Consider the following 26,192-nt stretch of genomic DNA (forward strand, 5'->3'; position numbering starts at 1 on the left):
CCCGTCGTGACCACACCTGTAGCAATCGTCACCGGTGCAGCCCAGGGTATCGGCCGCAGCATCGCCACCCGCCTGATCTCAGACGGTTATTCCGTTGCGCTGCTCGATATTTCGGACGCAGTCGGCGACACCGCCCGCGACATCGCGGCCGCGGGAGCGAAGATCGTCGACGTGCGCGACATCGAAGGACTGCAGAAATCCATACGCGGCGTCGGCGACGACTTCGGTCGGCTGGACGTTCTCGTAAATTGCGCCGGCACGTGCGGGCGCGAGTCGTTCGAGAACCTGTCCGTCGACACGTGGCACCGCGACATCGACACCAACCTGACCGCAACGGCCTTTGCGTGCCAGGCAGCGGTGTTCCCCCACATGAAGACTGCGGGGTACGGCCGTCTCGTGAACATCGCGTCGGTGTCGGGCAAGGTGGGCGGCGTCGGGCCGGTGGATGCAGACGGCTCCGGCGGCCGGTCGGGTGCCGCATACGCGTCGGCGAAGGCGGGGACGATCAACCTGAGCAGGTGGATCGCCCGTCAGGTCGGGTCGTGGGGCATCACGTGCAACGTCGTCGCGCCCGGACCGATCGCGTCGCCGATGGCCGCGGGAGCCGAGTACGGGGTCGAGAACATTCCGATTCCGCGGATGGGCCGGCCGGAGGAGGTTGCGGCAGCGGTGTCGTACCTCGTCTCCGAGGGCTCGGATTACGTCACCGGAGTGACGATGCACGTCGACGGCGGCATGGTCCCTGCCTGAGGGTGGGCAGACAACGCTTCCGCGGTAGCAAGACTGGTACCTCATGCCCATCTAGAGTGGAGAAAATGAGCACAGGAGCCGGCCGATTCGCACCGAGCCCGTCGGGCGACCTGCATCTCGGCAACCTGCGCACCGCATTGCTCGCCTGGCTGTTCGCGCGATCCACCGACCGCGATTTCTTGATGCGCATCGAGGACCTGGACCGTGTCCGCGAGGGCGCCGAAGCCCGGCAGCTCGCTGACCTGCAGGCCATCGGCCTCGACTGGGACGGTCCCCTCACCAGGCAGTCCGAGCGCACGGCCCTCTACGACGACGCCATCGCCCGACTCACCGCATCCGGGATGACCTACGAGTGTTTCTGCACGCGTCGGGAAATTCTCGAGGCTGCATCCGCCCCGCACGCACCCGATGGCGCCTACCCCGGCACCTGCCGCACCCTGACGGCGGAGGAGAGGGCGTCGAAGACTCGTCCGCCTGCGTTGCGACTGCGCGCCGACGTGACCGATTTCTCGATCGACGACGTCGTGCTCGGGCGGTTCCACGGCCAGGTCGACGATTTCGTGCTGCGCCGCGTCGACGGCGTGGCCGCGTACAACCTGGCGGTCGTCGTCGACGACGGGGAGCAGGGAATCGACCAGGTGGTTCGCGGTGACGACCTGTTGACGTCGTCGCCACGTCAGGCGTATCTCGCGACGCTGCTCGAATTGCCAACGCCCACATACGCACATGTGCCACTCGCGCTGAATGCGCAGGGCAAGAGGCTCGCCAAACGCGACGGTGCCGTGACACTCGAGGACCAGGCTGCGATGGGGCTCGGGCCGTTCGATGTGCTCGCGCTGTTGGCTCAGTCGTTGGAGCTCGCGGAGCCGGGTGAGGCCGTCACCGTCGCGGACCTGCTGGCGCGCTGGGACCCGTCGAAGCTTCCCACGACGCCGTGGATATTCGAGACATAGAGGACAGCGATTCGGACCTGGGGATTTCCCGTGTTTGGATGAAGCACGTGACAGCTCAGAATTCCGAAGACAGACCCGACGCCGTAGCGCAGTTCGCGCACGTCAGCCGTGGTTACTATCCGACAATCGTGGCCCTCTTCGCGGCAACCCTGATCATCTCGAATGTGACGGCGAGCAAGGGCGTCGCCTTCTTCGGTGGGAGCGATTTCTTCATCGGCCCGTTCCAGGTCCTGCCGATCAACACCGACGGCGCATTCTTCCTGTTTCCGCTCGCCTACATTCTCGGCGACGTGCTCAGCGAGGTGTACGGCTTCAAGGCCACCAGGCGCGCCATCTACCTTGGCTTCGGTTCCATCTTCCTCGCGGCCCTGTGCTTCTGGATCGCGATCGAACTGCCTGCAGCGAGCTTCTACGAGAACCAGGAGGCGCTCGAGTCCGTCGTCGGTGTCGTGCCACGCCTGGTACTCGCAGGTCTGGCCGGCTACTTCGTCGGACAGATGCTCAACTCGCTCGTCCTCGTCGCCATCAAGGAGCGCACGAAGGAGAAGCACCTGTGGGCGCGTCTGATCGGCTCGACGATCGTCGGTGAATTCTTCGACACCCTGATCTTCTGCTCGATCGCCGCGGGCGTCATCGGTATCTCGACGTGGGAGGACTTCATCAACTACGTGATCGTCGGCTTCGTCTGGAAGACGCTCGTCGAGGTGCTCGTCATGCCCATCACCTACCGGGTCATCGCGTTCATCAAGAAGCGCGAGCCCACCTACCAGGAACCCGTTTCCGTCTAGATCTCTCGCGACGAAGCCCCGGCCCGATGGTCGGGGCTTTTTCGTGTCACCGCCATGTCGTGACCGCCTCCGGGATCGGTGCGACGTAGGTTTTCCCCATGGTGACTGCTCAGGACAGCCGAACTCCGGTCGCGACCGAACGCGTGGTGGCTACGGTGATCACGGTCTGTGCTGCGCTGGCGTTCGTTCTCCGGGGAGTACCGCGGATCCGAGATGCCGCTCTCTTCGCCGAGGACGGACAGATCTTCCTGGCCGACGCGCACAACGACGGACTCGGCGCCGTCGTCGCGCCGTACGCCGGCTACCTGCATGTCGTCCCCAGGATCGTCGCGGCGGTGTTCGAGCCACTCGACGTGACCGCCGCGCCCACCGCGTACGTCTGGGCGGCAATCGTGGTGCATCTGATGATGCTGTTGCCTGCGTTGTCAGTTCGGCTCGAGTGGCTCCTACCGTCGCCGATTCTGCGTGCAGGACTGTTCGCATCGCTGGCGTTGATGCCGCCGCTCTGGGAGCCGTACGGCAACATCGCCAACCTGATCTTCGTCGTGGGTATCTCGCTGTTGCTGCTGACCCTCTCCGCCGATCCCCGGAGTCGCTGGGGTCGCGTCGCCGAGTTTGTCGCCGTCGGGGTGATCGGGCTCAGCGGTCCCCTGATCGTTCTGTTCACACCGTTCTTCGTCTGGCGCTGGTGGAGAAACGGTCGAACCACGGCGTCGGCGGGCGTCGTGGCCGTCGCGGTCGTCGCCGCCGTAGTCCAGCTGTCGGTCTATCTCACGTCGAGCCGTTCGACGCCGGGCGGCGGAACTCTGGTTCTGCTGGTCAAGGCAGCAGGTGAAAAAGTCGGTGGGGGTTGGATCGCCGGCGACGCGAACGTGTTCGTGGGAACGCCGCACCCGTGGCTGACGGTGGCCGCGTATCTCTGGCTCGGCACTGTCGCGGTGCTGTCGATCGTGTGCATTCCGCGGACGGCCGTCGTCCTGTGGGTTCTGTTCGGCGTCCTGCTCTATTCGGCGGTGAACGCGTACGGGCCGTCTCTGGTCGGCTCGGCGACCGCATTCCAACGCCACGTCCTCGTCCCGACGGCCATCTGCATCACGCTGCTGTGGGCAGTACTCGGATCGCGCGGTCACCTGTTCGCGAAAGTCGTCGCGACGATCTGTCTGGTCGCAGGCGCAGTCGGCGTCGTGCACGATTTCACTCCCGCGCCCTACCCGCTGAGGCCGGACCTGTCGTCGGTGCAGGAGTGCCTCGACGCAGGCACACAGGTGTGCCACCAGGACATCTTCGACGACGGCTGGTCGATCGACCTCGACCCGGCCTAGTAGAAGCGGCCCAGAAATTCTTTCTTGAACTCCTCGAACCGACCCTGCTCGATCGATGCACGGATGTCGTCGACGAGTTTCACGGTGAATCGCTCGTTGTGGATGGTGCACAACGTCGACGCCAGCATCTCCTTCGCCTTGAAGAGGTGATGGATGTACGCCTTGGTGTAGTGGGCGCACGTGTAGCAATCGCAGTTCTCGTCGATCGGCGTGAAGTCACGCTTGAAGCGTGCGGTGTTGATGTTGAACCGTCCTGTCGGAACATAGATCGCCGCATTCCGAGCCACGCGTGAGGGATTGACGCAATCGAAGGTGTCGGCGCCGTTCTCGATGGCGGTGAAGAAGTCGTCGGGCTCGCTGATTCCGAGCATGTGACGCGGCTTGTGCTCGGGCAGTTCCTCGTTCACCCACCGAGTGATGGTGCCGAGGTTCTGCTTCTCGAGCGCGCCGCCGATGCCGTAGCCGTCGAATCCGCGTCCCGTCTCGCCCTCGATGGTCTCGAGCCCGCTGGCCGCCTTGCGTCGAAGATCCTCGTACTGCGCGCCCTGCACGACACCGAACAGAGCTTGATAAGGCTTCCCGACGCGTTCTGCCGTCAACCGTTCATGTTCGGCGACACACCTTTTCGCCCATTCGTGCGTGCGGTCCACCGACAGTTCCTGGTATCCACGGGTATTCATCAACGTGGTCAGTTCGTCGAAGGCGAACATGATGTCGGCACCCAGCTGATGCTGGATCTGCATCGACACCTCGGGAGTGAACCGGTGCCGGGACCCGTCGAGATGCGATTTGAAGGTGACGCCGTCGTCGTCGACATGCGCGAGACGTTCCTTGCCCTCGGCGATGACGTCGTCGGATTCGACGCGACTCGCATCCATCGAGATGACCTTCTTGAATCCGACGCCGAGCGACATGACCTGGAATCCGCCGCTGTCGGTGAACGTCGGGCCGTCCCAGTTCATGAACTTGCCGAGACCACCTGCTTCGTCGACGATGTCCGGGCCCGGCTGCAGATACAGGTGATACGCGTTGGCGAGTACGGCCTGCGCGCCGAGTTCCTTCATCGCCTCCGGCAGCACAGCTTTGACCGTCGCCTTGGTTCCGACGGCGATGAACGCGGGCGTCGCGATGTCACCGTGCGGCGTGTGGATGGTGCCCGTCCGGCCCAGACGATCCTCGATCCGGGTGCCGATGCTGAAGAAGGGGTCGTTCGGAGCGCTCACCGGCACAACCTTAGGCGCTACGCGCATGTGAGCAGAAATGTGTAGCGGGCTACACATTTCTGCTCACGTGCGGCGAAGCCGCCTAACTGAACTGCGACGCATACAACCGGTGGTACGCACCGCCTGCCGAGACGAGCGAATCGTGATCGCCCTGCTCGACGATGTGACCGTCCTCCATGACGACGATGAGGTCTGCATCGCGGATGGTCGAGAGTCGGTGAGCGATGACGAAACTCGTGCGGTCGTTGCGCAGCGCCGCGGTGGCCTGCTGCACGAGCAGCTCGGTGCGGGTGTCGACGGAACTGGTGGCCTCGTCGAGAATCAGGATCATCGGCTTCGCGAGGAACGCCCGCGCGATCGTGATGAGCTGCTTCTCACCGGCGCTGACGTTGTTGCCTTCTTCGTCGATGATCGTGTCGTACCCGTCGGGCAGCGAATGCACGAACTTGTCGACGTAGCTGACGCGGGCGGCCTCGAGAATTTCTTCCTCGGTGGCATCCGGATCGCCGTACGCGATGTTGTCCCGAATGGTGCCGCCGAACAGCCAGGTGTCCTGCAGCACCATGCCCGTGCGTTCGCGTAGTTCGTCGCGCGACATGTCTCGAGTATCGACGTGGTCGATGGTGATGCGTCCTGAGTCGATGTCGTAGAACCGCATGATCAGGTTCACGAGCGTCGTCTTGCCTGCGCCGGTGGGTCCGACGATCGCGACGAGATGGCCCGGCTGGGCCACCAGCGACAGGTTCTCGATGAGCGGCTGATCCTCGCGGTAGCGGAACGAGACGTTCTCGAACTCGACGCGTCCGCAGTTGGCGACGGGCACGATAGTCTTGGCCGGATCCGGCTCCTCGTCGTCGGCATCGAGCAGGTCGAATATCCGCTCGGCCGACGCGACGCCGGACTGCACGAGGTTCACCATCGACCCGATCTGCGTCAGCGGCTGAGTGAACTGACGCGAATACTGGATGAACGCCTGCACCTCACCGAGACTCAGCGTGCCCGACGCCACCCGCAGGCCACCGACGACGGCGATGATCACGTAGTTGACGTTCCCGAGAAACATGATGGTCGGCATGATCATTCCGGAGATGAACTGCGCCCGGAAGCTCGACTCGAAGAGGCTGTCGTTTCGTTCGCCGAACTCGCGCTCGACCTCGGCCTGACGTCCGAATGCCTTGACGATCTCGTGCCCGGTGTAGGTCTCCTCGATCTGCCCGTTGAGCCGTCCGGTGTGCTTCCACTGGTTGATGAAGTGTGGCTGCGACCTCTTGGCGATCATGGCGGTGACGACCAGCGACGCCGGAACCGTCAGTACCGCAACCAGAGCGAGCAGCGGCGAGATCCAGATCATCATGCCGAGAATTCCGAACACCGTCAGAACGCCGGTGACGAGCTGACTCAACGTCTGCTGAAGACTCGTCGAGACATTGTCGACGTCGTTGGTGACGCGGCTCAGCAACTCACCACGGGTACGCGAGTCGAAGTAGGACAACGGAAGTCGATGCACCTTGCGTTCGATCTCACCGCGAAGGCGTCGAATGGTCCTCTGCAGCGCGATGTTCAGAATGTACGCCTGCGCCCAGGCGAGCAGCGACGACAGCACATACAACCCGAGGACGAGCAACAGAACGTTTCCGACGGCCGAGAAGTCGATTCCGACGCCGGGGGTGACGTCCATTCCGGCGACCATGTCGGCGAAGGTGTTCTGACCGTCGGCGCGAAGACTGTCGACGGCTTGTTCTTTCGAAACACCCGGCGGCAGTTGATTCCCGACGACGCCGTTGAAGATCAAGTTCGTCGCATGGCCGAGGATGCTCGGTGCCGCGACCGAGAGAACCACGCTCGCGATGGCGAACAGCAACACGGCGACGAGTCGAACACGTTCGGGTGCGAGCTTCTTCAACAGCCGGACGAACGACGCCTTGAAGTGAAGCGCCCTGGTGCCGGGCGCGTTCCCCGCAGGTCTGCCCGCAGGGGCGGGGGCGGCCGGCGCGGCGGGAGCTTCCGACGGCTTGGTAGCGGGCTTGGTCATGACGCCGCCACCGCGTGCTGGGAGTCGACGATCTCGGCGTACGTCGGGCACGTCGCGAGCAGATGTTCGTGCGTCCCGAGTCCGACGGGTTTGCCGTCGTCGAGAACGAGAATCTGATCGGCGTCGACGATGGTCGAGACACGTTGGGCGACAACGATCATGCAGGCGTCGGCGATGACGGGTTTCAACGCCGCGCGAAGCTTCGAGTCGGTGGTCAGGTCGAGCGCGGAGAACGAGTCGTCGAACAGATAGATGCTGGGGCGCCGCACGAGAGCCCTGGCGATGGCCAGACGCTGGCGTTGACCACCGGACACTGTCGTACCTCCCTGCGAGACGGCCGTTTCCAGGCCTTCCGGCATCTTGCGGACGAAGTCGGCGGCCTGAGCGATCTCCAGCGCCTCCCACAGTTCGTCGTCGGTGGCGTCGGGTTTTCCGTAGCGCAGATTCGACGCGATGGTTCCGGAGAACAGATACGGTTTCTGCGGGATGAGCCCGATGTGGCTGCGCAGTTCGTCGACGTCCAGGTCTCGAATGTCGGTGCCCCCGACCAGGACCTGGCCCGCGGTGACGTCGATCAGACGCGGAATCAGATTGATCAGTGTCGACTTGCCCGATCCGGTGCCGCCGATGACGGCGGTCACCTTGCCCGGCTCGGCAACGAAGTCGACGCCGCACAGGACCGGGAATTCGGCGCCGGGGAAAGAGAACTCGGCATGCCGGAGTTCGACGAGGCCCGGCGTCGTCACGAACGGCTTGGGTGACGACGGCAGCACCACAGACGACTCGGTGGACAGCACCTCGCTGATACGGTCAGCGCACACCGACGCGCGCGGAACCATCATCGCGATGAACGACGCCATCATGACCGACATCAGAATCAGCATGATGTAGCTGAGAAGTGCGGTGAGCGAACCGATTTCCATCGTGCCGTTGTTTATCGCGTGGCCACCGAACCAGATCACGGCGACGCTGGTGACGTTGCTGATGAGCATGACCGTCGGGAACATCAACGCCATCAGGCGTCCGACCCGCAGAGCCGCCTGCGTCAGATCGTCGTTGGCAACTCCGAAGCGGTCGATCTCGAAGCGTTCGCGTACGAATGCACGGACGACGCGGATGCCGGTGATCTGTTCGCGCAGAACGCGGTTGACGGCGTCGATGCGCACCTGCATCGCACGGAAACCCGGCACCATGCGGACGATGATGAGACCCATGGAGAGTGCGAGGCCGGGGACTGCGACGAGCAGGACCCAGGACAGGCCCAGGTCTTCACGCAACGCCATCACGACGCCGCCGACACACATGATCGGGGCCATGACGACGATGGTGAATCCCATGACGATCAGCAGCTGCACCTGCTGCACGTCGTTGGTGTTCCGAGTGATCAGCGACGGCGCACCGAACTGGCCGACCTCGCGAGCCGAGAAGGTTCCGACGCGATGCAGAATCGCCTTGCGCAGATCGCGTCCGGCGCCCATCGCAGATTTCGCGCCGATCAGGACGGCGGAGACCGAGCAGACGATCTGCACGAGCGACACCACGAGCATCCATCCACCGGTGGAGAGGATGTAGTTGGTGTCGCCGCGCGTCACACCGTTGTCGATGATGTCGGCGTTGAGGCTCGGCAGATACAGCGCGGCCGCCGTGGCCACGAACTGCAGAGCGATCAATGCTGCGATCGCCCGCTTGTACGGAGCCAGATACGTCTTGAGCAGGGGGATCAGCATGATGGCCGAAGATTACTCGTACACATGTCAAACAGTCTCCACGTTTTCGCGGGTGAACGAGAATCTCCGGCCGTCTGCACGTCAGGCCCTGACCGTCTCTTCCTCGTCCCGCTTCGGTTCTGCCTTGGCGAGCTTCGCGCCTTCGATGTCGACGTCGGGCAGGATCTTGTCCAGCCACTTCGGCAGCCACCACGCCTTGTCGCCCATGAGCGCCATGACCGACGGGATGATGACCATACGCACGACGAACGCGTCGAAGAAGACAGCCGCCGCGAGGGCGAAACCGATCGACTTGATGAACGAGTCGGGTTCGGCCATGAACGCCGCGAAGACGGAGATCATGATGACCGCGGCCGACGTCACCACGCGGGCGCCGTACTTGAAACCGTTGACGACGGCCTCCTTCGCCGGCGTGCCGTGGACGTACTCCTCACGCATGCGCGAGACCAGGAAAACCTGGTAGTCCATCGCAAGTCCGAAGACGACACCGATCAGGAAGATCGGCATGAAGCTGACGATCGGCTGCGGATTGCTGATCAGACCCAATCCGCCTTCCTGGAAGATGAACACCGTCGCACCGAACGTGGCGAGCACGCTGAGCAGGAAGCCGAGAGTCGCCGTCAACGGAACCAGGATCGAGCGGAACACCAGCATCAGCAGCAGGAACGCGAGACCGACGACGACCGCAAGGTACGGCGCGAGAGCATCCTGCAGTCTCTCCGACACGTCGAGTTCGAGCGCGGTCTGACCCGTGACGCCGTACGACACGTTGTTCGCCTCGGCGAAACCGGATTCGGCATCGCGAAGGTTGGCGACGAGATTCTTGGTCGCGTCGCTGTTCGGCTCACTCGACGGTGTCACGAGGATCTGTGCGGTGTCCCCCGCCTCGTTGACCGCGATGATCTGCGCGTTGGTGACGTCGTCCTCGGCGGAGATCGACTCGACCAGCTTGGCGAAGCCTGCCGTCCGATCGGCTTCCGGCGCTTCGCTGCCGTCGGCGATGACGAGCAGTGGGCCGTTCTTGCCGGGACCGAAGCCTTCTTCGACGAGGTCGTAGGCCTTGCGGACCGACGTCGACGGGTCGGAGGTGGCGATGCTCGGCAGTGCGAGCGACAGGCCGGTGGTCGGACCCGCGATGACGGCGAGGAGAACAACGCCGCCGATGAGTCCGATCGCAGGACGCTTGACGAGTGCTCGGGCCCACCGGAGGCCGTTCGTGGCGGGAGCCTTCGGATCCTCGGGATCGGCGGTGTTGACGAACTTGATCTTGCCGCCGAACGCCTTGCCCTTGAACAGGCCGAGGAGTGCGGGCAGGAACGTCAGTGCGATGAGAACGGCGATGAACACCGCGAAGCCGGCCGCGTAACCCATCTGGGACAGGAACGGAATGCCGACGACGCGCAACGCGACGAGTGCGATGAGCACGGTCGCACCGGCGAAGACGACGGCCGAACCTGCCGTTCCCACCGAGCGTCCGACGGCTTCCTCGCGGTCGTCGGTGAGCGTCAGCTCGTGCCGGTATCGGGCGAGGATGAACAGCGAGTAGTCGATGGCGACGGCCAGGCCGATCATGATCGCGAGGATCGGCGTGAAGGTCGACAGATCCGCGAAACCGGACGCGGTCGTGATGGCGAGGCTGCTGATGCCGATACCGACGATCGCGGTGATGAGCGGCAGTGCTGCGGCGACGGCGGATCCGAACATGATGAGCAGTACGACGGCAGCGACGGCGAGGCCGACGAGTTCCGACGTCCCGCCCGGCGGCGACGCGTTCTGCGCGACGGTACCGCCGAGCTCGACGGTCAATCCGGCGTCGCGGGCGGGCTGGGCAGCTTCGTCGAGCTGGGTGCGCAGTTCGTCGGTGACGTCGGCCAGCTCGACCGAGATCGGGACGTCGAGCGTGCCGATCTGCCCGTTCGGGCTGAGCGGCGACAACGCTGCGGCATTGGCGGCCGCCACGTCGGGAGGGGTTCCGTCCTGCTGCGCGAGCTGGTTGTACTGCTCGACGATCCCCGTGTTGCCGACGACGGGGTTGACCAAAGGCTGCTGGCCACCGGGCTTCGCGGAGGCGTCGACGTCACCGATCTTGTCGATCTCCGCGATCGTCGCGTCCATGGCCGCGGTGTACTCGGGAGTGTCGAGCGACTGGCCGTCGGGAGCGCCGAAGACGTACTGGGCGGAGACGGCGCTCAGCGGATCCTCGACCTGTCCGAAGCGCTCGCTCTGCAGGTCGAGCGCCTCCTGAGCAGGTGTGCCCGGGATGTTGAACGAGTTGGCGGTGGGTCCGGACAACGTGCTCGCGCCGACGCCCGCGAGCACGAGAATCGCGAGCCACAGACCCAGGACGATGCCTTTTCGCCGGTAGGCGAACTTTCCGATTCGATAGAGATAGGTGGCCACGTGACGGCTCCTCAGTTGGTTTTCGGTTCGCGCGGGTCCGGGAGTCCGGCCTGCAGTTGGTCGAATGCGTCCTCGACTAGCTGTTGGGGCGACAGAGCTCCTGTGGGGTCGTTGGTCCAGATGGTCAGAGCTGCCGCGACGGCTCCACCTACCGACATTTGCACCAGGTTCGGATAGAGGTCGTGGTCGACGTCGGTGCCGGTGCGTTCGGCAATCGCTTCTCCGAGTACCCGGGTCAGCGAGCGATGAACTTCCAACTTGCGTGCCATGACGCTGGGGTTGGATTCGATGAGCTGTGCGACGGCGAAGGTCTCGGCCAGGTCTTTGTCCGGGTCGGTCACCATCGCGACGCCGACGTGCCGTAGCGAGTCCCAGAGCGGCTCGTCCGACGGCCGTGCACGCAGCATCTCGAACCATTCCAGCGCAGAAGCCTCGACGTGATGCAGAACGGCTTCTTCTTTGTTGGCGAAATAGTTGTGGAACGTACGCGTGGACACCCCCGCCTCGGCGGCGATGGCATCCGCGGTGACCGCATCCAGGCCTCGAACCTTGGCGAGGTTCAAGGCCGCGAGACCGAGAGCGTCTCTCGTGGCTGCCTTCTTCTGATCACGAAGGCCGGGGGGATGATTGGTCACGCATTCCAAAGTACGGAAAGTGCAGAGTTCTGCAATATTGCACGAACGTGCAGTTCTGTCGGGTGCGACACAGTGGGGTGAACACTGTGTCACCGGTCACCGTCGAGCCCACGCCCCCGGATCGCTGGTCAGGTCGTGAACGAAGGACGGAAGATGCTCGTCGACGATGTCGGCCAGCGACACTTCCTCCAGCACAGCACGCAGATTCGCCCGGACCGCAAGCCAGACAAGCCGCAGCGGCTCGGCAGGCCCGGGATATTCGACATCCTCCGGACGCTGACCGCGTACCGACGCGAGCGGACCCTCCACGGCCCGGACGACATCGGCGACGGAAATCTCTGCGGGTGGGCGGGCCAGCCAGTATCCGCCGTCGGGGCCGCGTCGGCTGCGGACGAGATCGGCTCGACGCAGATCCGACAGCACCGATTCCAGGAACTTGTGCGGAATGTTCTGCGCACCCGCCAGCGCCTCGGCCTTGCCGGGGGCGCCCTCGTTGGCCGCAAGCTCGAGCAGAGTGCGTACGGCATAGTCCGCCTTGGCGGTAATGTGCACGGCAATCTCCTTCGACGGGCTTTCGTTAATTCCTACCACTTTGGTAGGGAATAGGCCAATTTTGTTGCCCCTCCCCCTCCCCGGACCGACCGAATGTCACCTGTGGTCACTCAGAGTGACCGGAAAGCCACATTCGGTCCGGCCCGCCGCGCGCTCCGACCCGCGCCCCGACCCGAGCCCAGCCCAGCCCAGCCTATGGCCTAGCTCACAACAAAGCGTTACACTGAGACCCCAAGTGTTACGCAAGAGGGGTGCGGTCGGATGTTCGAGTGGATCAGTTCAGCATGGAACTCGTTACCCGAGCCGCTGCGTGACCCCGTCGCTCTGGCGATCCCCGCGTTCGTCGTGCTGCTGGCCATCGAATGGTTCGCGGCGGCCAAACTCGAGGAAGGCGAACGCGGCAGCTACAAGGGTTCGGACGCACGCGCCAGCGTCAGCATGGGTCTCGTGTCGATTGCCACGACGACTGGCTGGAAGACGCTCGCCCTCGTCGCATATTCGGCGCTGTACGCCTACGTCGCTCCGTGGCATCTGCCTGCCGACGCCTGGTACACGTGGGTGATTCTGATCGTCGGCGTCGACGTGCTGTTCTACACGTACCACCGCATCGCGCACCGAACCCGGATCATCTGGGCGACGCATCAAGCTCATCATTCGAGCGAATACTTCAACTTCAGTACTGCTCTGCGTCAGAAGTGGAACAACAGCGGCGAGATCGTCATGTGGCTTCCGTTGCCGCTCTTGGGAATTCCGCCGTGGATGGTGTTCGTCGGCTTTTCGATCAACCTGGTCTATCAGTTCTGGGTGCACACCGAGCGGATCGACAAGCTTCCGCGCGCAATCGAATTCGTCTTCAACACACCGTCGCATCACCGCGTGCATCACGGACGCGACCCGCAGTACCTCGACAAGAACTACGCCGGCATCTTCATCATCTGGGACCGGATGTTCGGGACGTACGCCGACGAGATCGAACGCCCCCACTACGGCCTGACGAAACCGGTGGACACGTACAACATCTGGACGCTCCAGACACACGAATACCGCTCCATCGCAAGGGATGTAGCGGCATCGCGGTCGTGGCGTGAACGGTTCGGTTTCGTCCTCGGCCCGCCGGGGTGGACTCCGAGCAGGCCGAGACGGAAGGAAACTAGTTCGAGTTCAGGTTGATCAGGAAGTCCACGGTTCCCGAATCCTCGACGGTGACGAATCCCAGTGATGGTGGCTGGATTCCGTAGTCGGCCCACGTCGTCGGAATGCTTCCCGACGCGATCAGCATGTCACCGGACTGCAGCACCTCGATATCGACGGACACCGGACGCGTCTGGTCCTTCAGCGTCAGGGTGCCGTCGGCCTTCACCGTCGTCACGGTGCCGTCCTTCGGAACCGACGACAGGTCGACCGGCGAGGTGAACGTGAACGTCGCCGTCGGGTACGTCGCGGTGTCGAAGATGTTGCCGCGGAACTGATTGTCCCGTCGGTCGCTGTCGGTGGTGATCGAGTTGGTCTGCACGACGACTTCACCCTCGGTCAACTCGTTGTCGGCGATGGTCACGTCACCGCTGACCTCGGTCGTCGAACCGACCACGGTCACGTCGGATCCGTTCAGAACCTCGTCGACGGTATAGCCCGCCGCTGTCGTGTTCGACGCGTCGCCGGGCACGATGGTCCATGATCCATTCAGATCGTCCGTCGTCGCCGCTTGCGCACCCGACGTGGAGACGGTCGCCGCAGGGGCGTCGTCACCCTGGAAGGACGCGTAGATCTTCGGTCCGAAAAACGCAGCGAGTGCGATCACGACGACCGCTGCGCCTGCTATCCACCATTTCTTCGTCATGGCCGCCAATGCTAGTTGCACCTTCAAGTCAAAGGGAGGGTCAACAGCTGTCAACTTCCTGAGAAAGCGTGCGGCTGCGCGGCGCCGCCGCACTAAGGTGAAACAGTGCCGGACGACGTCCATCTCGTGTCCCTGGCCGTGGGAACGGTGGCGGTGGCGGCCGACGCCACCCGCGGGGCCGTTCGCGCTCTCGGCCGACTGCCGGTGGTCGGCGCTCGCCTTCGGACGGTCTCGGCCCGCGGCGAGCGCACGGTCGTGGCCGCCACCGCCCTCGCCGACGCCGTTCTGCGGGCTGTCGTCGTCAAGGTCGTCGCCACTGCGCTCGAGGAGATCGATCTGACGCAGCTGATCCGCGACAACGTCGACATCGATGCCGTCATCGAAGGCGTCGACCTGGACAAGGCCGCCGCGCAGGTGGATCTCGACGCGGCAATCCGACGCGTCGACGTCGACGCCGTCATCGATCGGATAGATCTGGACGCCGTCGTCGACACCGTCGATCTGGATCGACAGGTTGCCCGCGTCGACCTCGACGGTGCCATTGCGCGCGTCGATCTGATCGCGCTCGCCAACTTCGTCATCGACGGAGTCGACCTGCCCGAGATCATGCGTGAGTCGACGGGCTCGCTGTCGGCAGAAGCTGTGCGAGGCGTCCGCAGCACCGGAATGCAGGCCGACGACGCGGTATCTCACTTCGTCGGCAAGCTCTTCGGTCGCGAGCCAGGGCGTGAGGTGACCACGTGACACTCCCGCGCGCCGAGGACATGCGTCCGGCCGGCGTCGTGACCCGCGGGGTGGCTGCCGTCGTCGATCTGGCCGTGGTCGCCGTGCTGATGGGGTCGGTGTACGTCGGAGCGGTGTTCGTGCAGTTGCTGTTCGATCCGCAATCGCTCAGTTTCAGATCGCCCGCCGTACTCATGTCGGTGACACTCTTCGTCTGCATCGCCATCGGATACCTGACGCTGTGCTGGGCGACGACGGGTCGCACGGTCGGAGCGACCATGATGGGGGTTCGGTTGATCAGCCGACGTCACGGCCTGCTGCGATGGCCCGCGGCCGCACTCCGTGCGTTCCTGTGCGTCGTCTTCGGCTTCGGCCTGCTGTGGGTGGCGGTGGACCGACGCCGACGCTCCCTGCAGGACATCGTGTTGCGCACATCGGTCGTCTACGACTGGCAACCGAACACCGGCATGGTCGATCCGCACACCGCTACTGGACAATAGAGACATGGACCCGATCGAAGCCCTCCGCGAGATCGCCTACTGGCTCGAACGCTCACGCGCGGACACGCATCGCGTCAAGGCATACCGGCGAGCGGCCGACGTCGTCGAAAACCTGAGTGCTGCACAACGTTCCGAGCGCGCGAAGTCCGATTCGTGGTCGGCGCTACCGGGCATCGGAGCCAAGACGTCCCTGATCATCAGGCAGGCGCTGGCGGGCGACGTTCCGGACTACCTGGCCGAGAAGCGCGCAGAGGCCGAGCCGATCGGCGAGAACAATCTGCGGGCGGCACTGAGGGGTGATCTGCACACACATTCGAACTGGTCCGACGGCGGCAGCCCGATCGACGAGATGATGCGCACGGCCAAGGAGCTCGGGCACGAATACTGTGCTCTCACAGACCATTCACCGCGGCTCACCGTCGCCAACGGACTCAGCGCCGAGCGACTCAGGGAACAGCTGGACGTCATCGCCGAACTGAACGAGCAACTCGCGCCGTTCCGGATACTGACCGGGATCGAGGTCGACATCCTCGACGACGGCAGTCTCGATCAGGACGAGGGCCTGCTCGCCGAGCTGGATATCGTTGTGGCGAGCGTGCATTCGAAGCTACGCGCGGACTCGGACACGATGACGCGACGGATGGTGAATGCCGTCGCGAATCCTCATGTCGACGTGCTCGGACACTGCACAGGCAGGCTCGTCACCGGTGGACGCGGTACGCGACCCGAATCGACATTCGACGCGGACGTGGTCTTCGAGGGCTGCAGGCAATATGGAACGGCCGTCGAGATCAATGCGCGGCCCGAGCGTCAGGACCCGCCGGAACGCCTCATCGATCTCGCGCTCGAGCGCGGTTGTCTGTTCTCCATCGACACCGATGCCCACGCCCCAGGCCAGCTCGATTGGCAGGGCTACGGCTGCGTCCGCGCCGAGGACAGAGGTGTGCCCGCTGACCGAATCGTCAACACGTGGCCCGTCGAGAAACTGCTCGAGTGGACAGGTGACCGTTGACGGCGCGAAAACTTCTCATTGCCCTCGTCGTTCTTGCCTCCGGCTGCGCGTCGCCCGCAGCACCGACGCCCACCCACACGCCCGCGCCCTCCCCCGCGCTCGTTCCGGCCGAGTCCGGTCCCGCGATGCGGCTGCTCTACGGACCGGACGCGGACAACGTCGGCGATCTCTACCTGCCGGACAACGATGCCGACTCGCTTCCCGTCGTCGTGATGGTGCACGGCGGCGGGTGGCAGAAGGCCTTGGGCTCGTCGTACTTCGCACCGATCTCGCAGGCCGTCGCCGATCAGGGAATTGCGGTGTGGAACATCGAATATCGGCGCGGAACCGGTAATTGGGCCGACACACTCGCCGACGTCGACAACGCCACCGAAGCATTGGCGACGACCGTCCAGGAGGCCGCAGGTGGCCGCCTCGATCTCGACCGAGTGCATGTCGCCGGTCATTCCGCGGGCGGTCAGCTGGCGGCGTGGCTCGCGGGTCGGCACACGCTTCCGGCGTCGGCTCCGGGAGCACAGCCACGCGTGACGCCGAAGAGCGCGACGATCATGGCAGGCGTGTACGACATGGCGCGCGCGGCGACCATCGGCGGCGACAGATTCGTGCCCGCGTTCCTCGGTGGCATGCCGGACCAGGTGCCCGATCGCTACCGCGTCGCGTCGCCTATCGACCATCTGCCCATCGACGTCCGCGTGTCCGCGCTGCACGGTGACAGCGACAAAACGGTGTCGGTGAACCAGAGCACGGTGTACGTCGATGCGGCCCGGGCCGCAGGCGACCCCGCCGAGCTGACGGTTCTGCCGGGCGTCGGTCACGACGACTTCGTGCATTCGGGGTCCGTTGCCTGGACGACGGCCGTCGACACCATCACCGAACACGCCGCGACGCTCGGTTGACCTGTCTGGTACACACGTCCGCATGAAGAGAGTGGTCTGGGTGGTCGCTGCCGCCGTCCTCGTGCTTGCCGGGTGTGGGCAGGAGACGACCGATTCCGGAGCCCAGCCATCCACCTCGGCGACTGCGGCCGCCGCGTCGACGACGACTGCGCAGCCGACCACGGCTGCCGAACCGTCGGCCGAGCTGCCGGATGCGTCTGAGGAGCCGGTCGATTCCGACCAGGCCGAGACGCTGCCGGTTCCCGTGCCCGCCCCGAAACTCCCCGCAGATCCCACGTCCGAAAACATGCCTCACGGCGAACAGCTCTATCTGGAGACGTGCGCGCGCTTCAAGACCGCCATCGACGCGGTTGCCCTCACCGGGGCCGCGTCGCGCGACCAGTCCGTCACCGGCCTGCGCGACAAGCTGCAGGAAGGACCGAACTGGTCGACGCTGTCCGCCGACGATCAGCAACAGATCCTGCGGGGACTCGACGCGGCCGGCCGCGGCACCTGCTGAGCGTCAGGTGTAGAGGCGTCCGATGAATGCGTCGACGTTCTCGCGCACCCGTGAGGTCCGCTCTTCCGGCGTCAAGTTCTCGCGGTACCTGTTGCCGAGTGCGGGCGTCTTCTTCCCGCGCGCATACAGCGAGCACAGCAGGTCGGTGCACATGTAGGTGCCGACGGAATTGCCCTTGCGCCCGGACTCGCCGATCTTGCGTGCCGTCATCAGTGACACGTAGCCGCGCGAATGCATCGTCATGCAGACGGTGCACATCTGGGCACGATCCGAGCCACCGGTTTCGTGCCGCAGTGCGACGCCCACGAGCCCGCCGGACTGCGGCACGACGATGTAACTGCGCCCGGCGTACGACGGGTCGGACCAACCGAGGAAATCGAGTTGCTCCCAATCCTTGTCGGCCAGATCGGCCGGAATGCCCATCCGTTTGGTGTCGCCCTTCGAACAGTTCACGAACGACGATCGAATCTCTTTCTCGTCGACAGGTTCCATCTCGGTTCTCCCTAGGTGTTGTTCGGCCAGTTCGCGAGGGCGTGGTGCAGCACGTCGAGCATCTGCACCCACGACTCTTCGGTCGGCCGTGGCGTGTGGCTGAATCCGCCCGCGGACTCCAAGGCGATGAAGCCGTGAAAGAAGCTGCCCAGCAACCGAACAGCATCGGTTTCCGCCGGCTCACCCAAGTCGTACGCGCGAAGCACCGCACGGGACATCTGCGAGTGCCGATGCGCGTCGCTCTTGGCCACCGCATCCGAGTCCAGCTCGAAATTCGTTGCCGCATAACGGCCCGGATGCTCCCGCGCATAGTCCCGATACGCACCGGCGAACGCGACGAGCGCGTCCTTGCCCGCACGCCCGGCCAAGGCGTCGGCAACCCGGTCTGCGAGTTCGGCCAACGACGCCACGGCGACGCGCTGTCGCAGATCCCGCAGATTCTTGATGTGCGAGTACAGGCTGGCGTCCTTGACGCCGAACGAGCGCGCCAACGCCAACACCGTCAAATTGTCGAAGCCGATGTCATCGGCCATCTCCGACGCCACCTCGACCAGACGCGTCGCGGTGATCCCTGCCCGTGCCATGCCGACCTCGCCTTGTTCCTAGCCGTTGTGGTCTATTTCCTAGCCTTCCTAGGAAGGGTACAGACACGGACGGACGAGTGCCAACCCATTTCCTCCGAAACGACGCCGCCCCCACGCAAATGCATATGCGTTTGCGTGGGGGCGGGTCCGCAAACGCGTATGCATTTGCGTGGTAATGGGCGGGACAACTACTTCCAGTACGCCTGCGCCTTGATGGACTCCTTGGCCAGGCCACGGTCCTTGAACGTCTTGACGATCGACCGGGTCGAGCGGGCATCACAGGCCACCCAGGCGAAAGTGCCCGGCGCCGGCGACAGCGACTCGGCCGCCTCCCGAAGCAGACGGCCGTCGTCGACGCGTTCCAGCCAGGTCACCTGATGCGCGTCGCCCGCGTGGACGGGAAGCGTCGTGTCCGACTCGAACTGCCACTCCAGCCACACCCTGGCCGGGGTGTCGCCGATGGCGTCGAGGATGGAGTTGATCGCGGGTAGCGACGCCGTGTCACCGAACAGGACGAACTCCTGCGGCATCGGATTCGGGATCGAGAAGTTCGACGACCCCGCACTCTTCCCGATCACGCTCGCGTCGAGGATGTCCCCGACTTGCGCATTCTCGGCCCACTTCGACGCAGGGCCGTAGTGCAGAGCGAACTCCACAGCGAAGGTGTCGGCCGCGGGATCCTGCCGAACGAGGGTGTACCCGCGTTGACGCTCCTTGCCGGTGCCGTCGTCGAACCAGAGGCGGATCCACTGCGTGGGATGAACCGGATGCGCGGCCAGAACGCCGTCGCCGGAGAACCCGATCCGGATGTACTTGTCCGTGACCGGTTCGACGTAGGTGACGGTGAGCTTGTAGTTCTCGGCCCGCCACGCCTTCATGATGATGCCCTCGACCCCTTTACTCATGAGGGCAGGGTAACCTAATAAGCGGCGTAGATGCGTTCCATCGGCCTGGTTCCGTCGGCCATGATCCAGCCGGCCGGCCTCCGGTCGACGAGCGACCATCCCGTGCGTTCGTACAGAGCAATGGCCGCACCGGAGTGCTCGATGACGTCGAGCATCAATGTCCGTCCGTCGGCATGGTCGCGTATCCGATTCAGCAGCGAGGTCCCGACGGCCGACCCTCGCCCCGATGGCCGCACGAACAGCCGAGACACCCACAGCGCGGCGTCGCGTCGTACCAGAAGGGCATGTCCCACAATGGAATTCGCGTCGTTCGCCACCCACGCCGCATCGGTCTCGGCCGGTGTCAGCCAGGCGTCGGGATCATCGGGCCACCGGTCGGGATAGCCGTCGGCCTCGTGGACCTCGCGTAGAGCGCGGACACACTCGGGAAGATCGGGGGTCTCTCGGGGCCGCACCTGCACCGAAACGACGGTACTGGGTCGCGCGGCCCGGACCGAATGTCACCTTCGCTCACTCAGAGAGACCGAAGGCCGCCCTCGCTAACTCAGGTGGACCGAAGGCCACCCTCGCTCACTCAGAGAGACCGAATGTCACCCTCGCTCACTCAGGTGGACCGAAAAGCCACATTCGGTCCATGACGGGCGCACAAAAAAACTCCCCACCTGCGCGGGGCAGGTGGGGAGCTTTGGCGGTGGCGGAGGGATTTGAACCCTCGGACGGGGGTTACCCGTCACACGCTTTCGAGGCGTGCTCCTTAGGCCGCTCGGACACGCCACCGCGGAAAACTGTACCGCAGTGACGCCCAGACGTTAAATCGCCTGGTCAGACCGGAAATCAGTGTCCGGTCAGCTTGTCCTTGACGGTGGAGGCTGCGTCCTTGATCTTCTCGCCGGCGTCCTTGATGGCAGACGACGCCTGGTCGCCCTTGCCTTCTGCTTCGAGGTCCCGGTCGCCGGTAGCCGATCCAGCTGCTTCCTTGGCCTTGCCGCCCAGATCCTCGGCCTTGTTCGAGATCTTGTCGTCGAGTCCCATGATGCCTCCCTGAGGATGTCGATTGCAGAACACGGTGTGTTCCTTGTCGACGGGCTTACCCCCGACCTGGCGCCCGAAACATAAGAGTTTCATGAGCGTCGGCCCTCGAAGAAGTCCAGCAGCAGGCGGGCGCATTCGGTTTCCAGAACTCCGCCCCGAACCTGTGGCCGATGAGTGAGCCGCTGATCACGCACCACATCCCACAGCGAGCCCACCGCGCCCGTCTTGGGTTCCCACGCCCCGAAGACGACCTTGGCGACGCGAGCGAGCACCAGAGCCCCCGCGCACATCGTGCACGGTTCCAACGTCACCGCGAGCGTGCAGCCTTCGAGCCGCCATCCGTCGCCGTGAACCTTCGCCGCGGCGCGCAGCGCGAGAATCTCGGCGTGCGCGGTCGGGTCACCCGTGCATTCCCGCTCGTTGGCTGCGCGCGCGAGTTCCCGCCCGTCGGCGTCGAAGACCACCGCGCCGATCGGGATGTCGAGTTCGGACGCCTGTTCCGCCGCCGACAGAGCGGCACGAACGTAGTCCTCGTCGGTCACCGAGGTAGCTTGTCCAGGACGGTCGAGAGCTCGTCGGAGAATCCGAGACGCTGCGCGATGGATCCGAGTTGCTCGTCCGGATACAGATCCGTCTCGGCGACGATGATGCCCAGCACCGGTTCCGGCAGCCCCAGATCCGCCAGAAGCGACAGATCACCCTCTTCCCAGGGTTCGATGTCGTCGAGCTCGTCCGGATCGATGTCGGGGATCTCGATGTTCAACGCATCGAGGACGTCGGCGGCGATGTCGTAGTCGATGGCAGCCGTCGCGTCGGAGACGAGCAACCGCGTTCCCGACGGCGCGGGCCGCAGAACGACGAAGAACTCGTCGTCGACGTCGAGTAGCCCGAAGATGGCTCCCGAGCTTCGCATCTCCCGCAGCTCCGTCTCGGCGACCGACAGGGACCCCAACGCCCGCGGGGACAACGGCGTCACCTTCCACTTGCCGTCCTCGCGGACGACGGCAACACCGAAGCCCTCCAGGTCGTCGTACGCGCTCGTCTCGGGACCGTCGAACTTCTTCGCCTTGGCGGAGTTGTTCCCGCGCTGTGCAGCCATGCGGGCAACGGTAGTCGCCGAGAGCCCCCGAAATGTAGTCCACCGCGAGAGAACAGGTCGTACCCGTATGCCAACCTGGTGGCGTGACTTCAGCTCCCGTGTGTGTGCTCGGCCTCGGACTCATCGGCGGATCGGTTCTGCAGGCAGCGGTTCGTGCTGGTCGTGACGCGTGGGGCTACAACCGATCGGCCGACGCCATCGCCGGCGCGGCGGAGGCTGGTTACGACGTCGGCACCGACCTGGTGGCCGCGCTGACCCGGGCGGCCGAGAGCGGCGCTCTCGTCGTCGTCGGAGTTCCGATGCCTGCCGTCGATTCGATCCTGGCTGCGGTGGCCGAGCATGCGCCGAGCAATCCCGTCACCGACGTCGTCAGCGTCAAGGCGGAGGTGGCCGCCGCCGTCGCGCGACACGGCCTCGCACGCAACTACGTGGGCGGTCATCCCATGGCAGGCACCAACGAGTCGGGATGGCAGGCGGCCGATCCGACTCTGTTCGCCGACGCGGTGTGGGTCGTCGGCGTGGACGACGACGCCGACCCGGACGTGTGGCGTCAGGTGGCGTCGCTGGCCCTGGATTGCGGATCGGTCGTCGTGCCGGTCGAGAGCACCGAGCACGACCGGGCCGTCGCCCGCATCTCCCATCTGCCGCACCTACTCGCCGAGACGTTGGCGCAAGCCGGGGCGTCGGGAGGCGCGCTGGCCTTGGGCCTGGCCGCCGGGTCGTTTCGCGACGGCACCAGGGTGGCCGCGTCGGCACCCGGTCTCGTGCGAGCCATGTGCGAAGGCAACGCGACGGCGCTCACCGACGTGCTCGACGAGGCGCTCGCGGTCCTCACCCGGGCACGTGCAGAGCTGGCCGACCACCGCTCGACGGAAGCACTGGTGACGGCAGGCCATGCCGCACGAACCGCCTACGAGCAGCACCGACGGTTCGACATCACCGACATCGAACCGGGTGACGACGGCTGGATCGAACGGCTGCGCGAGGCCGGCCGCAAGGGAGGCGTCGTACGTCAGATCCGCTCGGCGAGCCCGGGGTAGTCGAGTACGAATCCGTCTCCGTCGACGGTGACCGACGAGCTGGATACCGGTGAGAGCACGTGGATGCCGTCGGCGCCGCTGCTGTAGGTCAGGGCTGCTTCCTGGATGCTCAAGTCCAACAGGTTGACGTAGACGACCGGCACCTGCGCCTCGATCGAGTCGGTGCCGAGACCGAGCCGCCGGATGGGCAACGTGTTGAAGAACGGGCTGAAGACGACATCGACGTCGACCGCGCCGTTGTAGGTCGAACGCTGGTGATTCGCAGCGCCCTCGACCATCCAGTAGCCCTCGTTGTCGCGGCTGACCGACGCCTGCTTCTCACCGCCTGCCACGGCTGTGCGCAGAGAAAGCCTGCGGGTCACGCCGTGCTCGTCGGTCACCAGGTCGTACGACGCGCTGAACGCGGGATGATCCGAGCAGGCGCCTCCGATGATGCGACCGGACGCCTTGATGCGGTTACCGCTGAGCTGGACACGCACCGATTCCATGCGAGGCGCTTCGTGCGCTCGCCAAGTCAGGATCGCCGGCCAGGACTGCGTCGACGGTGCGGCCTCGGAATCAACGGTGGCGTCTTCTACACCCGATGTTGGAGTGGTCACTCGACTACGGTAAGCGACGAAGGTACCTCCATACCAAGCGGTGGTGACTTTTCTGGGCGTCCACTCACTAGTGTGGGCTTCGTGACATCCGGCGACTTCGACTTCGCGCACTCCGAGCAGGCCGCCAAGAGCCGACAGGACAAGGCGACGGCCCTCGCCCGGTACATCTGGGAGCGCGGGATCGGCAGCGCGGAACTCCTCGGCGTCGACGACGCGGTACGACGCAAACTGGCCCGCGCAGCCGGGCTGTCTCCCCCGAGCACGATGGAGACCTGGACCATCGCCGCGGACCTGCTCGACCGCAAGGACCGGTGGGCGGCACAGAATCCGACGCATCCCGCGGCGACGGCGTCGCACACGGACGAGAAGATCATGTGGGTGAAGCCGCCGATCACTCCCTGGTAGTGCGGCCTTCGGCGCCCGATCGGGGTCGTTCCTGCAGGCTCCACTCCCGCCCGTGCGCGGATAGTTGGCCCAGGGGCCGACTATTCGCGCACGGGCGGCGCAGCTGCACTCATCGGCCACCAGAACGCGCGTCCTTCCAGCGCAGACAGACTCGGCACGAGCAGTGGGGCCATCAACAGCGCAGCGATGCACACGCCGATCGCGACACCGAGACCGAGCTCGGCGAGGTTGGCCAGACCCGTCAACGTCAGCGACGCGAACGTCAGCGCCAGAATGATTCCCGACGCGGCCACGGTGGGTGCGTCGTTCACGACGGCCTCCCTCGCCGCACCGCGAGGTTCGTGACCGTTCTCGAACTCCTCGCGCAGGCGGGACGCGATCAGGATGTTGTAATCCGTGCCGATCGCGACGACGAACAGGTACAGCACGATGGGGATGGTGAAGTCGATACCGTCGTAGTCGAGGATCTTCAAGAACACCAGGACGACGGCACCCAGCGTCGCCGCGAACGTAAGCGCCACGCACACAAGCAGATTCAGTGGCGCGAGCACCGCCGTCAGCAACGCCCCGAGGATGATCGCGATGATGACGGCCGCGACCGAGAACACGGTTCGCGTGTCGGCCCGGAGTTGGTCTCGGACATCGACGAACGTCGACGTCTGACCCCCGACCAACACCTCGGTTCCGGGGATCGCTGCACTGTGGGCAGCGTCGCGCACCGGTCCTCGCACCAGATCGAGTGCGGCGTTCGAGTACGGATCCTCGTTCAACACAACGGATATCACTGCTGCCGTGCCGTCCTGACTGATTCGCGGCGGTGCCACCGAGGAGACGCCGTCGACTCCGGTGACGTCGGCAGCCACCGCAGCGAGCACCTGCTGCGAGACAGGACCGCTACCGGTCACGTAGATCTGCGTGGGACTCAGCGCGCCGGCCGGAAACGATTGTCCCAGTGTGTCGAACGCCTCTTGCGACGGGGTGTTGGAGGGTAGTTCACCGAGCGTGTCGTAGGTCGAGGTGTATCCGGACGAGAACACCGCGAGCACGACGAGTACGACACCCACAGCGCCGGCGACGACGGCGGGCCTGCGTGCGATGGTCGTGCCGACGGCCGCGAACGGTGTTGCGTCCCTGGTCTTTCCCGGCCCCCGGGGCCAGAAGAGATGACGCCCGAGCACGGTGAACAACGCCGGGACGAGCGTCAGCGCGGTCACGAGCATGACGGCAACCGCGATGATCAACCCGGGCGCGAGCGTGCTGAGCGACCCTAGCTTGGCGAGCAGCAGCGCCGCGAAGGCGCCGATCACGGTCAACGCCGACGACGCGACGACCTTGCCCACGACGGTCACGGCGAATCGCAATGCCTCTTCGTTCGTTTCACCGCTGCGCAGTCGTTCGCGGTAACGGAACAACAGGAACACCACATAGTCGGTGCCGATTCCGAACAGCACCACGACGAGGATCGATCCCAGCGTCGTGCTCACGTCGAAACCGAACAGGGCAGCGACGTCGGCGGTCAGCGCGGTGACAACCAGAAGCACGACTCCGATGACGAGCACAGGAATGACCGCGATGATCGGGCTTCGGAAGATCGCACCGAGCAACACGAGAATGACGACGACCGTCGCGACGGTGATGATGCGATCCGCACGGTCGTAGGCCGCCGTGGTGTCGACGCCGATCGCCGCGTTACCGGTCAAGCCGCTGACGAGGTCCGTTCCCTGCAGGGCAGTCGACGCGTTGTCACGGACGATCGGGACGGCCGCGTCGACCAGATCGTCGCCGGGCTGACCCGCGAACGACACCTGCAACGCCATGGCCGTGCCGTCCTGCGACAGCGACTGAGGCGTCGCCGTCACACCGACGACGCCCGGAATGTTCTCGCCCTGAAGCGTCGACGCGAGGCCCGACGCGGTCTGCTGGTCGCTCGGCGACAGGGCCGCGCCGTCCGATCGGGTGACGACGAGGCTGCCCGTGGCGCCCGCGACCGTCGGGAAGTACTCGTTTCCTGCCGCCTGCGCCTGAGACGATTCGAACGAACTCGGCAGGAATGTCTGCTGGTTACCCGTCGTGTAATCGCCGAGGCTCGGAGACAGCACGATCGCGGCGAACGCGAGGACAAGCCACACGACGATGACTTTCCACGGGTTCGCGACCACTGTTCTGGCGACGTAGGCGAACATGATT

General features: G+C 65.0%; 28 protein-coding genes and 1 tRNA gene. 12 read left to right on the forward strand and 17 right to left on the reverse strand.

Annotation, left to right across the window (positions count from 1 at the left end; translation table 11 throughout):
* The first annotated feature begins 6 nt into the window (after positions 1–6).
* The 4 genes from A3K89_RS06940 to A3K89_RS06955 all read left to right on the forward strand — a co-directional run bounded on the left by A3K89_RS06940 (position 7) and on the right by A3K89_RS06955 (position 3,813).
* Positions 7–750: an SDR family NAD(P)-dependent oxidoreductase gene (locus tag A3K89_RS06940; RefSeq protein ID WP_068423592.1), complete on the forward strand. Its 744-nt coding sequence runs from the start codon at positions 7–9 to the stop codon at positions 748–750.
* Positions 751–815: 65 nt separating this feature from the next.
* Entirely contained in the window at positions 816–1,703 is an 888-nt protein-coding gene (gene gluQRS / locus A3K89_RS06945; protein ID WP_068423593.1) for a tRNA glutamyl-Q(34) synthetase GluQRS, read from the forward strand.
* A gap of 38 nt (positions 1,704–1,741) precedes the next feature.
* Complete coding sequence (locus tag A3K89_RS06950; protein WP_206031216.1) at positions 1,742–2,491, forward strand: queuosine precursor transporter; 750 nt, start codon at positions 1,742–1,744, stop codon at positions 2,489–2,491.
* Between the two features lie 98 nt (positions 2,492–2,589).
* Positions 2,590–3,813, forward strand: coding sequence for a hypothetical protein (locus A3K89_RS06955; RefSeq protein WP_068423595.1), 1,224 nt, complete (start codon positions 2,590–2,592; stop codon positions 3,811–3,813).
* Here A3K89_RS06955 and tgt read toward each other — a convergent pair.
* The 6 genes from tgt to A3K89_RS06985 all read right to left on the reverse strand — a co-directional run bounded on the left by tgt (position 3,810) and on the right by A3K89_RS06985 (position 12,382).
* On the reverse strand, positions 3,810–5,063 hold the full coding sequence (tgt, locus tag A3K89_RS06960; protein ID WP_068423597.1) for a tRNA guanosine(34) transglycosylase Tgt: 1,254 nt from the start codon (positions 5,061–5,063) through the stop codon (positions 3,810–3,812). The genes A3K89_RS06955 and tgt overlap by 4 nt on opposite strands.
* A 55-nt stretch (positions 5,064–5,118) precedes the next feature.
* A complete protein-coding gene (locus A3K89_RS06965) occupies positions 5,119–7,068 on the reverse strand; it encodes an ABC transporter ATP-binding protein (RefSeq protein WP_068423600.1) in 1,950 nt (649 codons plus the stop codon).
* On the reverse strand, positions 7,065–8,795 hold the full coding sequence (locus A3K89_RS06970; RefSeq protein ID WP_068423601.1) for an ABC transporter ATP-binding protein: 1,731 nt from the start codon (positions 8,793–8,795) through the stop codon (positions 7,065–7,067). Before A3K89_RS06970 ends, A3K89_RS06965 begins: the two co-directional genes overlap by 4 nt.
* Before the next feature lie 81 nt (positions 8,796–8,876).
* On the reverse strand, positions 8,877–11,195 hold the full coding sequence (locus A3K89_RS06975; protein ID WP_068423603.1) for an MMPL family transporter: 2,319 nt from the start codon (positions 11,193–11,195) through the stop codon (positions 8,877–8,879).
* Between the two features lie 11 nt (positions 11,196–11,206).
* Complete coding sequence (locus A3K89_RS06980; protein ID WP_167678554.1) at positions 11,207–11,830, reverse strand: TetR/AcrR family transcriptional regulator; 624 nt, start codon at positions 11,828–11,830, stop codon at positions 11,207–11,209.
* Positions 11,831–11,926: 96 nt separating this feature from the next.
* Positions 11,927–12,382, reverse strand: a complete 456-nt coding sequence (locus A3K89_RS06985) for an RrF2 family transcriptional regulator (protein ID WP_068423607.1) — start codon at positions 12,380–12,382, stop codon at positions 11,927–11,929.
* 261 nt (positions 12,383–12,643) lie between these two features.
* Here A3K89_RS06985 and A3K89_RS06990 point away from each other — a divergent pair, with 261 nt between their 5' ends.
* Entirely contained in the window at positions 12,644–13,552 is a 909-nt protein-coding gene (locus tag A3K89_RS06990) for a sterol desaturase family protein (protein ID WP_068423608.1), read from the forward strand.
* Here the strand turns inward: A3K89_RS06990 and A3K89_RS06995 are convergent.
* Positions 13,533–14,219, reverse strand: coding sequence for a YceI family protein (locus A3K89_RS06995; protein WP_068423610.1), 687 nt, complete (start codon positions 14,217–14,219; stop codon positions 13,533–13,535). The two genes, A3K89_RS06990 and A3K89_RS06995, sit on opposite strands and share 20 nt — an antisense overlap.
* 105 nt (positions 14,220–14,324) lie before the next feature.
* Between A3K89_RS06995 and A3K89_RS07000 the strand changes: the two genes are divergently transcribed.
* Genes A3K89_RS07000 through A3K89_RS07020 form a run of 5 tightly spaced genes read left to right on the forward strand, consistent with a single transcriptional unit; the run spans position 14,325 to position 17,849 of the window.
* Positions 14,325–14,963 carry a hypothetical protein gene (locus tag A3K89_RS07000; RefSeq protein WP_068423611.1) on the forward strand — a complete coding sequence of 213 codons (639 nt, stop codon included), beginning with the start codon at positions 14,325–14,327 and terminating at the stop codon, positions 14,961–14,963.
* Between the two features lie 20 nt (positions 14,964–14,983).
* Positions 14,984–15,442: an RDD family protein gene (locus A3K89_RS07005; protein ID WP_068423669.1), complete on the forward strand. Its 459-nt coding sequence runs from the start codon at positions 14,984–14,986 to the stop codon at positions 15,440–15,442.
* A gap of 4 nt (positions 15,443–15,446) precedes the next feature.
* Positions 15,447–16,454, forward strand: a complete 1,008-nt coding sequence (locus A3K89_RS07010; protein WP_068423612.1) for a PHP domain-containing protein — start codon at positions 15,447–15,449, stop codon at positions 16,452–16,454.
* The gene (locus A3K89_RS07015) at positions 16,451–17,350 is read left to right on the forward strand and encodes an alpha/beta hydrolase family protein (protein WP_068423613.1); all 900 of its coding nucleotides are present in this window, start codon (positions 16,451–16,453) and stop codon (positions 17,348–17,350) included. The genes A3K89_RS07010 and A3K89_RS07015 overlap by 4 nt, the downstream gene beginning before the upstream one ends.
* Positions 17,351–17,372: 22 nt before the next feature.
* Positions 17,373–17,849, forward strand: a complete 477-nt coding sequence (locus tag A3K89_RS07020; RefSeq protein ID WP_068423615.1) for a hypothetical protein — start codon at positions 17,373–17,375, stop codon at positions 17,847–17,849.
* A gap of 3 nt (positions 17,850–17,852) precedes the next feature.
* Here A3K89_RS07020 and A3K89_RS07025 read toward each other — a convergent pair whose 3' ends face one another.
* The 8 genes from A3K89_RS07025 to A3K89_RS07060 all read right to left on the reverse strand — a co-directional run bounded on the left by A3K89_RS07025 (position 17,853) and on the right by A3K89_RS07060 (position 21,961).
* Entirely contained in the window at positions 17,853–18,341 is a 489-nt protein-coding gene (locus A3K89_RS07025; protein ID WP_068423616.1) for an FBP domain-containing protein, read from the reverse strand.
* 11 nt (positions 18,342–18,352) lie between these two features.
* Positions 18,353–18,925, reverse strand: coding sequence for a TetR/AcrR family transcriptional regulator (locus A3K89_RS07030; RefSeq protein WP_068423618.1), 573 nt, complete (start codon positions 18,923–18,925; stop codon positions 18,353–18,355).
* Between the two features lie 188 nt (positions 18,926–19,113).
* On the reverse strand, positions 19,114–19,830 hold the full coding sequence (locus A3K89_RS07035) for a siderophore-interacting protein (protein ID WP_068423620.1): 717 nt from the start codon (positions 19,828–19,830) through the stop codon (positions 19,114–19,116).
* A 14-nt stretch (positions 19,831–19,844) separates the two neighbouring features.
* Positions 19,845–20,291: a GNAT family N-acetyltransferase gene (locus A3K89_RS07040; protein WP_068423622.1), complete on the reverse strand. Its 447-nt coding sequence runs from the start codon at positions 20,289–20,291 to the stop codon at positions 19,845–19,847.
* A gap of 225 nt (positions 20,292–20,516) precedes the next feature.
* Positions 20,517–20,607, reverse strand: a tRNA-Ser gene (locus tag A3K89_RS07045).
* Between the two features lie 57 nt (positions 20,608–20,664).
* Entirely contained in the window at positions 20,665–20,862 is a 198-nt protein-coding gene (locus tag A3K89_RS07050; protein WP_068423671.1) for a CsbD family protein, read from the reverse strand.
* A gap of 89 nt (positions 20,863–20,951) precedes the next feature.
* A complete protein-coding gene (locus tag A3K89_RS07055) occupies positions 20,952–21,404 on the reverse strand; it encodes a nucleoside deaminase (RefSeq protein WP_068423624.1) in 453 nt (150 codons plus the stop codon).
* Positions 21,401–21,961 (reverse strand): tRNA adenosine deaminase-associated protein, encoded by a 561-nt coding sequence (locus A3K89_RS07060; protein WP_068423627.1) that lies wholly within the window; start codon positions 21,959–21,961, stop codon positions 21,401–21,403. The genes A3K89_RS07055 and A3K89_RS07060 overlap by 4 nt, the downstream gene beginning before the upstream one ends.
* An 83-nt stretch (positions 21,962–22,044) precedes the next feature.
* Here A3K89_RS07060 and A3K89_RS07065 point away from each other — a divergent pair, with 83 nt between their 5' ends.
* Complete coding sequence (locus A3K89_RS07065; RefSeq protein WP_068423628.1) at positions 22,045–23,001, forward strand: prephenate dehydrogenase; 957 nt, start codon at positions 22,045–22,047, stop codon at positions 22,999–23,001.
* Here A3K89_RS07065 and A3K89_RS07070 read toward each other — a convergent pair.
* Positions 22,974–23,489 carry a putative glycolipid-binding domain-containing protein gene (locus A3K89_RS07070; protein WP_068423632.1) on the reverse strand — a complete coding sequence of 172 codons (516 nt, stop codon included), beginning with the start codon at positions 23,487–23,489 and terminating at the stop codon, positions 22,974–22,976. The two genes, A3K89_RS07065 and A3K89_RS07070, sit on opposite strands and share 28 nt — an antisense overlap.
* Before the next feature lie 192 nt (positions 23,490–23,681).
* Between A3K89_RS07070 and A3K89_RS07075 the strand changes: the two genes are divergently transcribed.
* Complete coding sequence (locus tag A3K89_RS07075; protein WP_068423672.1) at positions 23,682–24,005, forward strand: hypothetical protein; 324 nt, start codon at positions 23,682–23,684, stop codon at positions 24,003–24,005.
* Between the two features lie 80 nt (positions 24,006–24,085).
* On the opposite strand, the gene A3K89_RS07080 is transcribed toward A3K89_RS07075, so the two are convergent.
* A complete protein-coding gene (locus tag A3K89_RS07080; protein WP_367946702.1) occupies positions 24,086–26,188 on the reverse strand; it encodes an MMPL family transporter in 2,103 nt (700 codons plus the stop codon).
* Between the last annotated feature and the right edge of the window lie 4 nt (positions 26,189–26,192).

The sequence above is a fragment of the Rhodococcoides kyotonense genome, from assembly GCF_001645385.1.
GTDB classification, from domain to species: domain Bacteria; phylum Actinomycetota; class Actinomycetes; order Mycobacteriales; family Mycobacteriaceae; genus Rhodococcoides; species Rhodococcoides kyotonensis_B.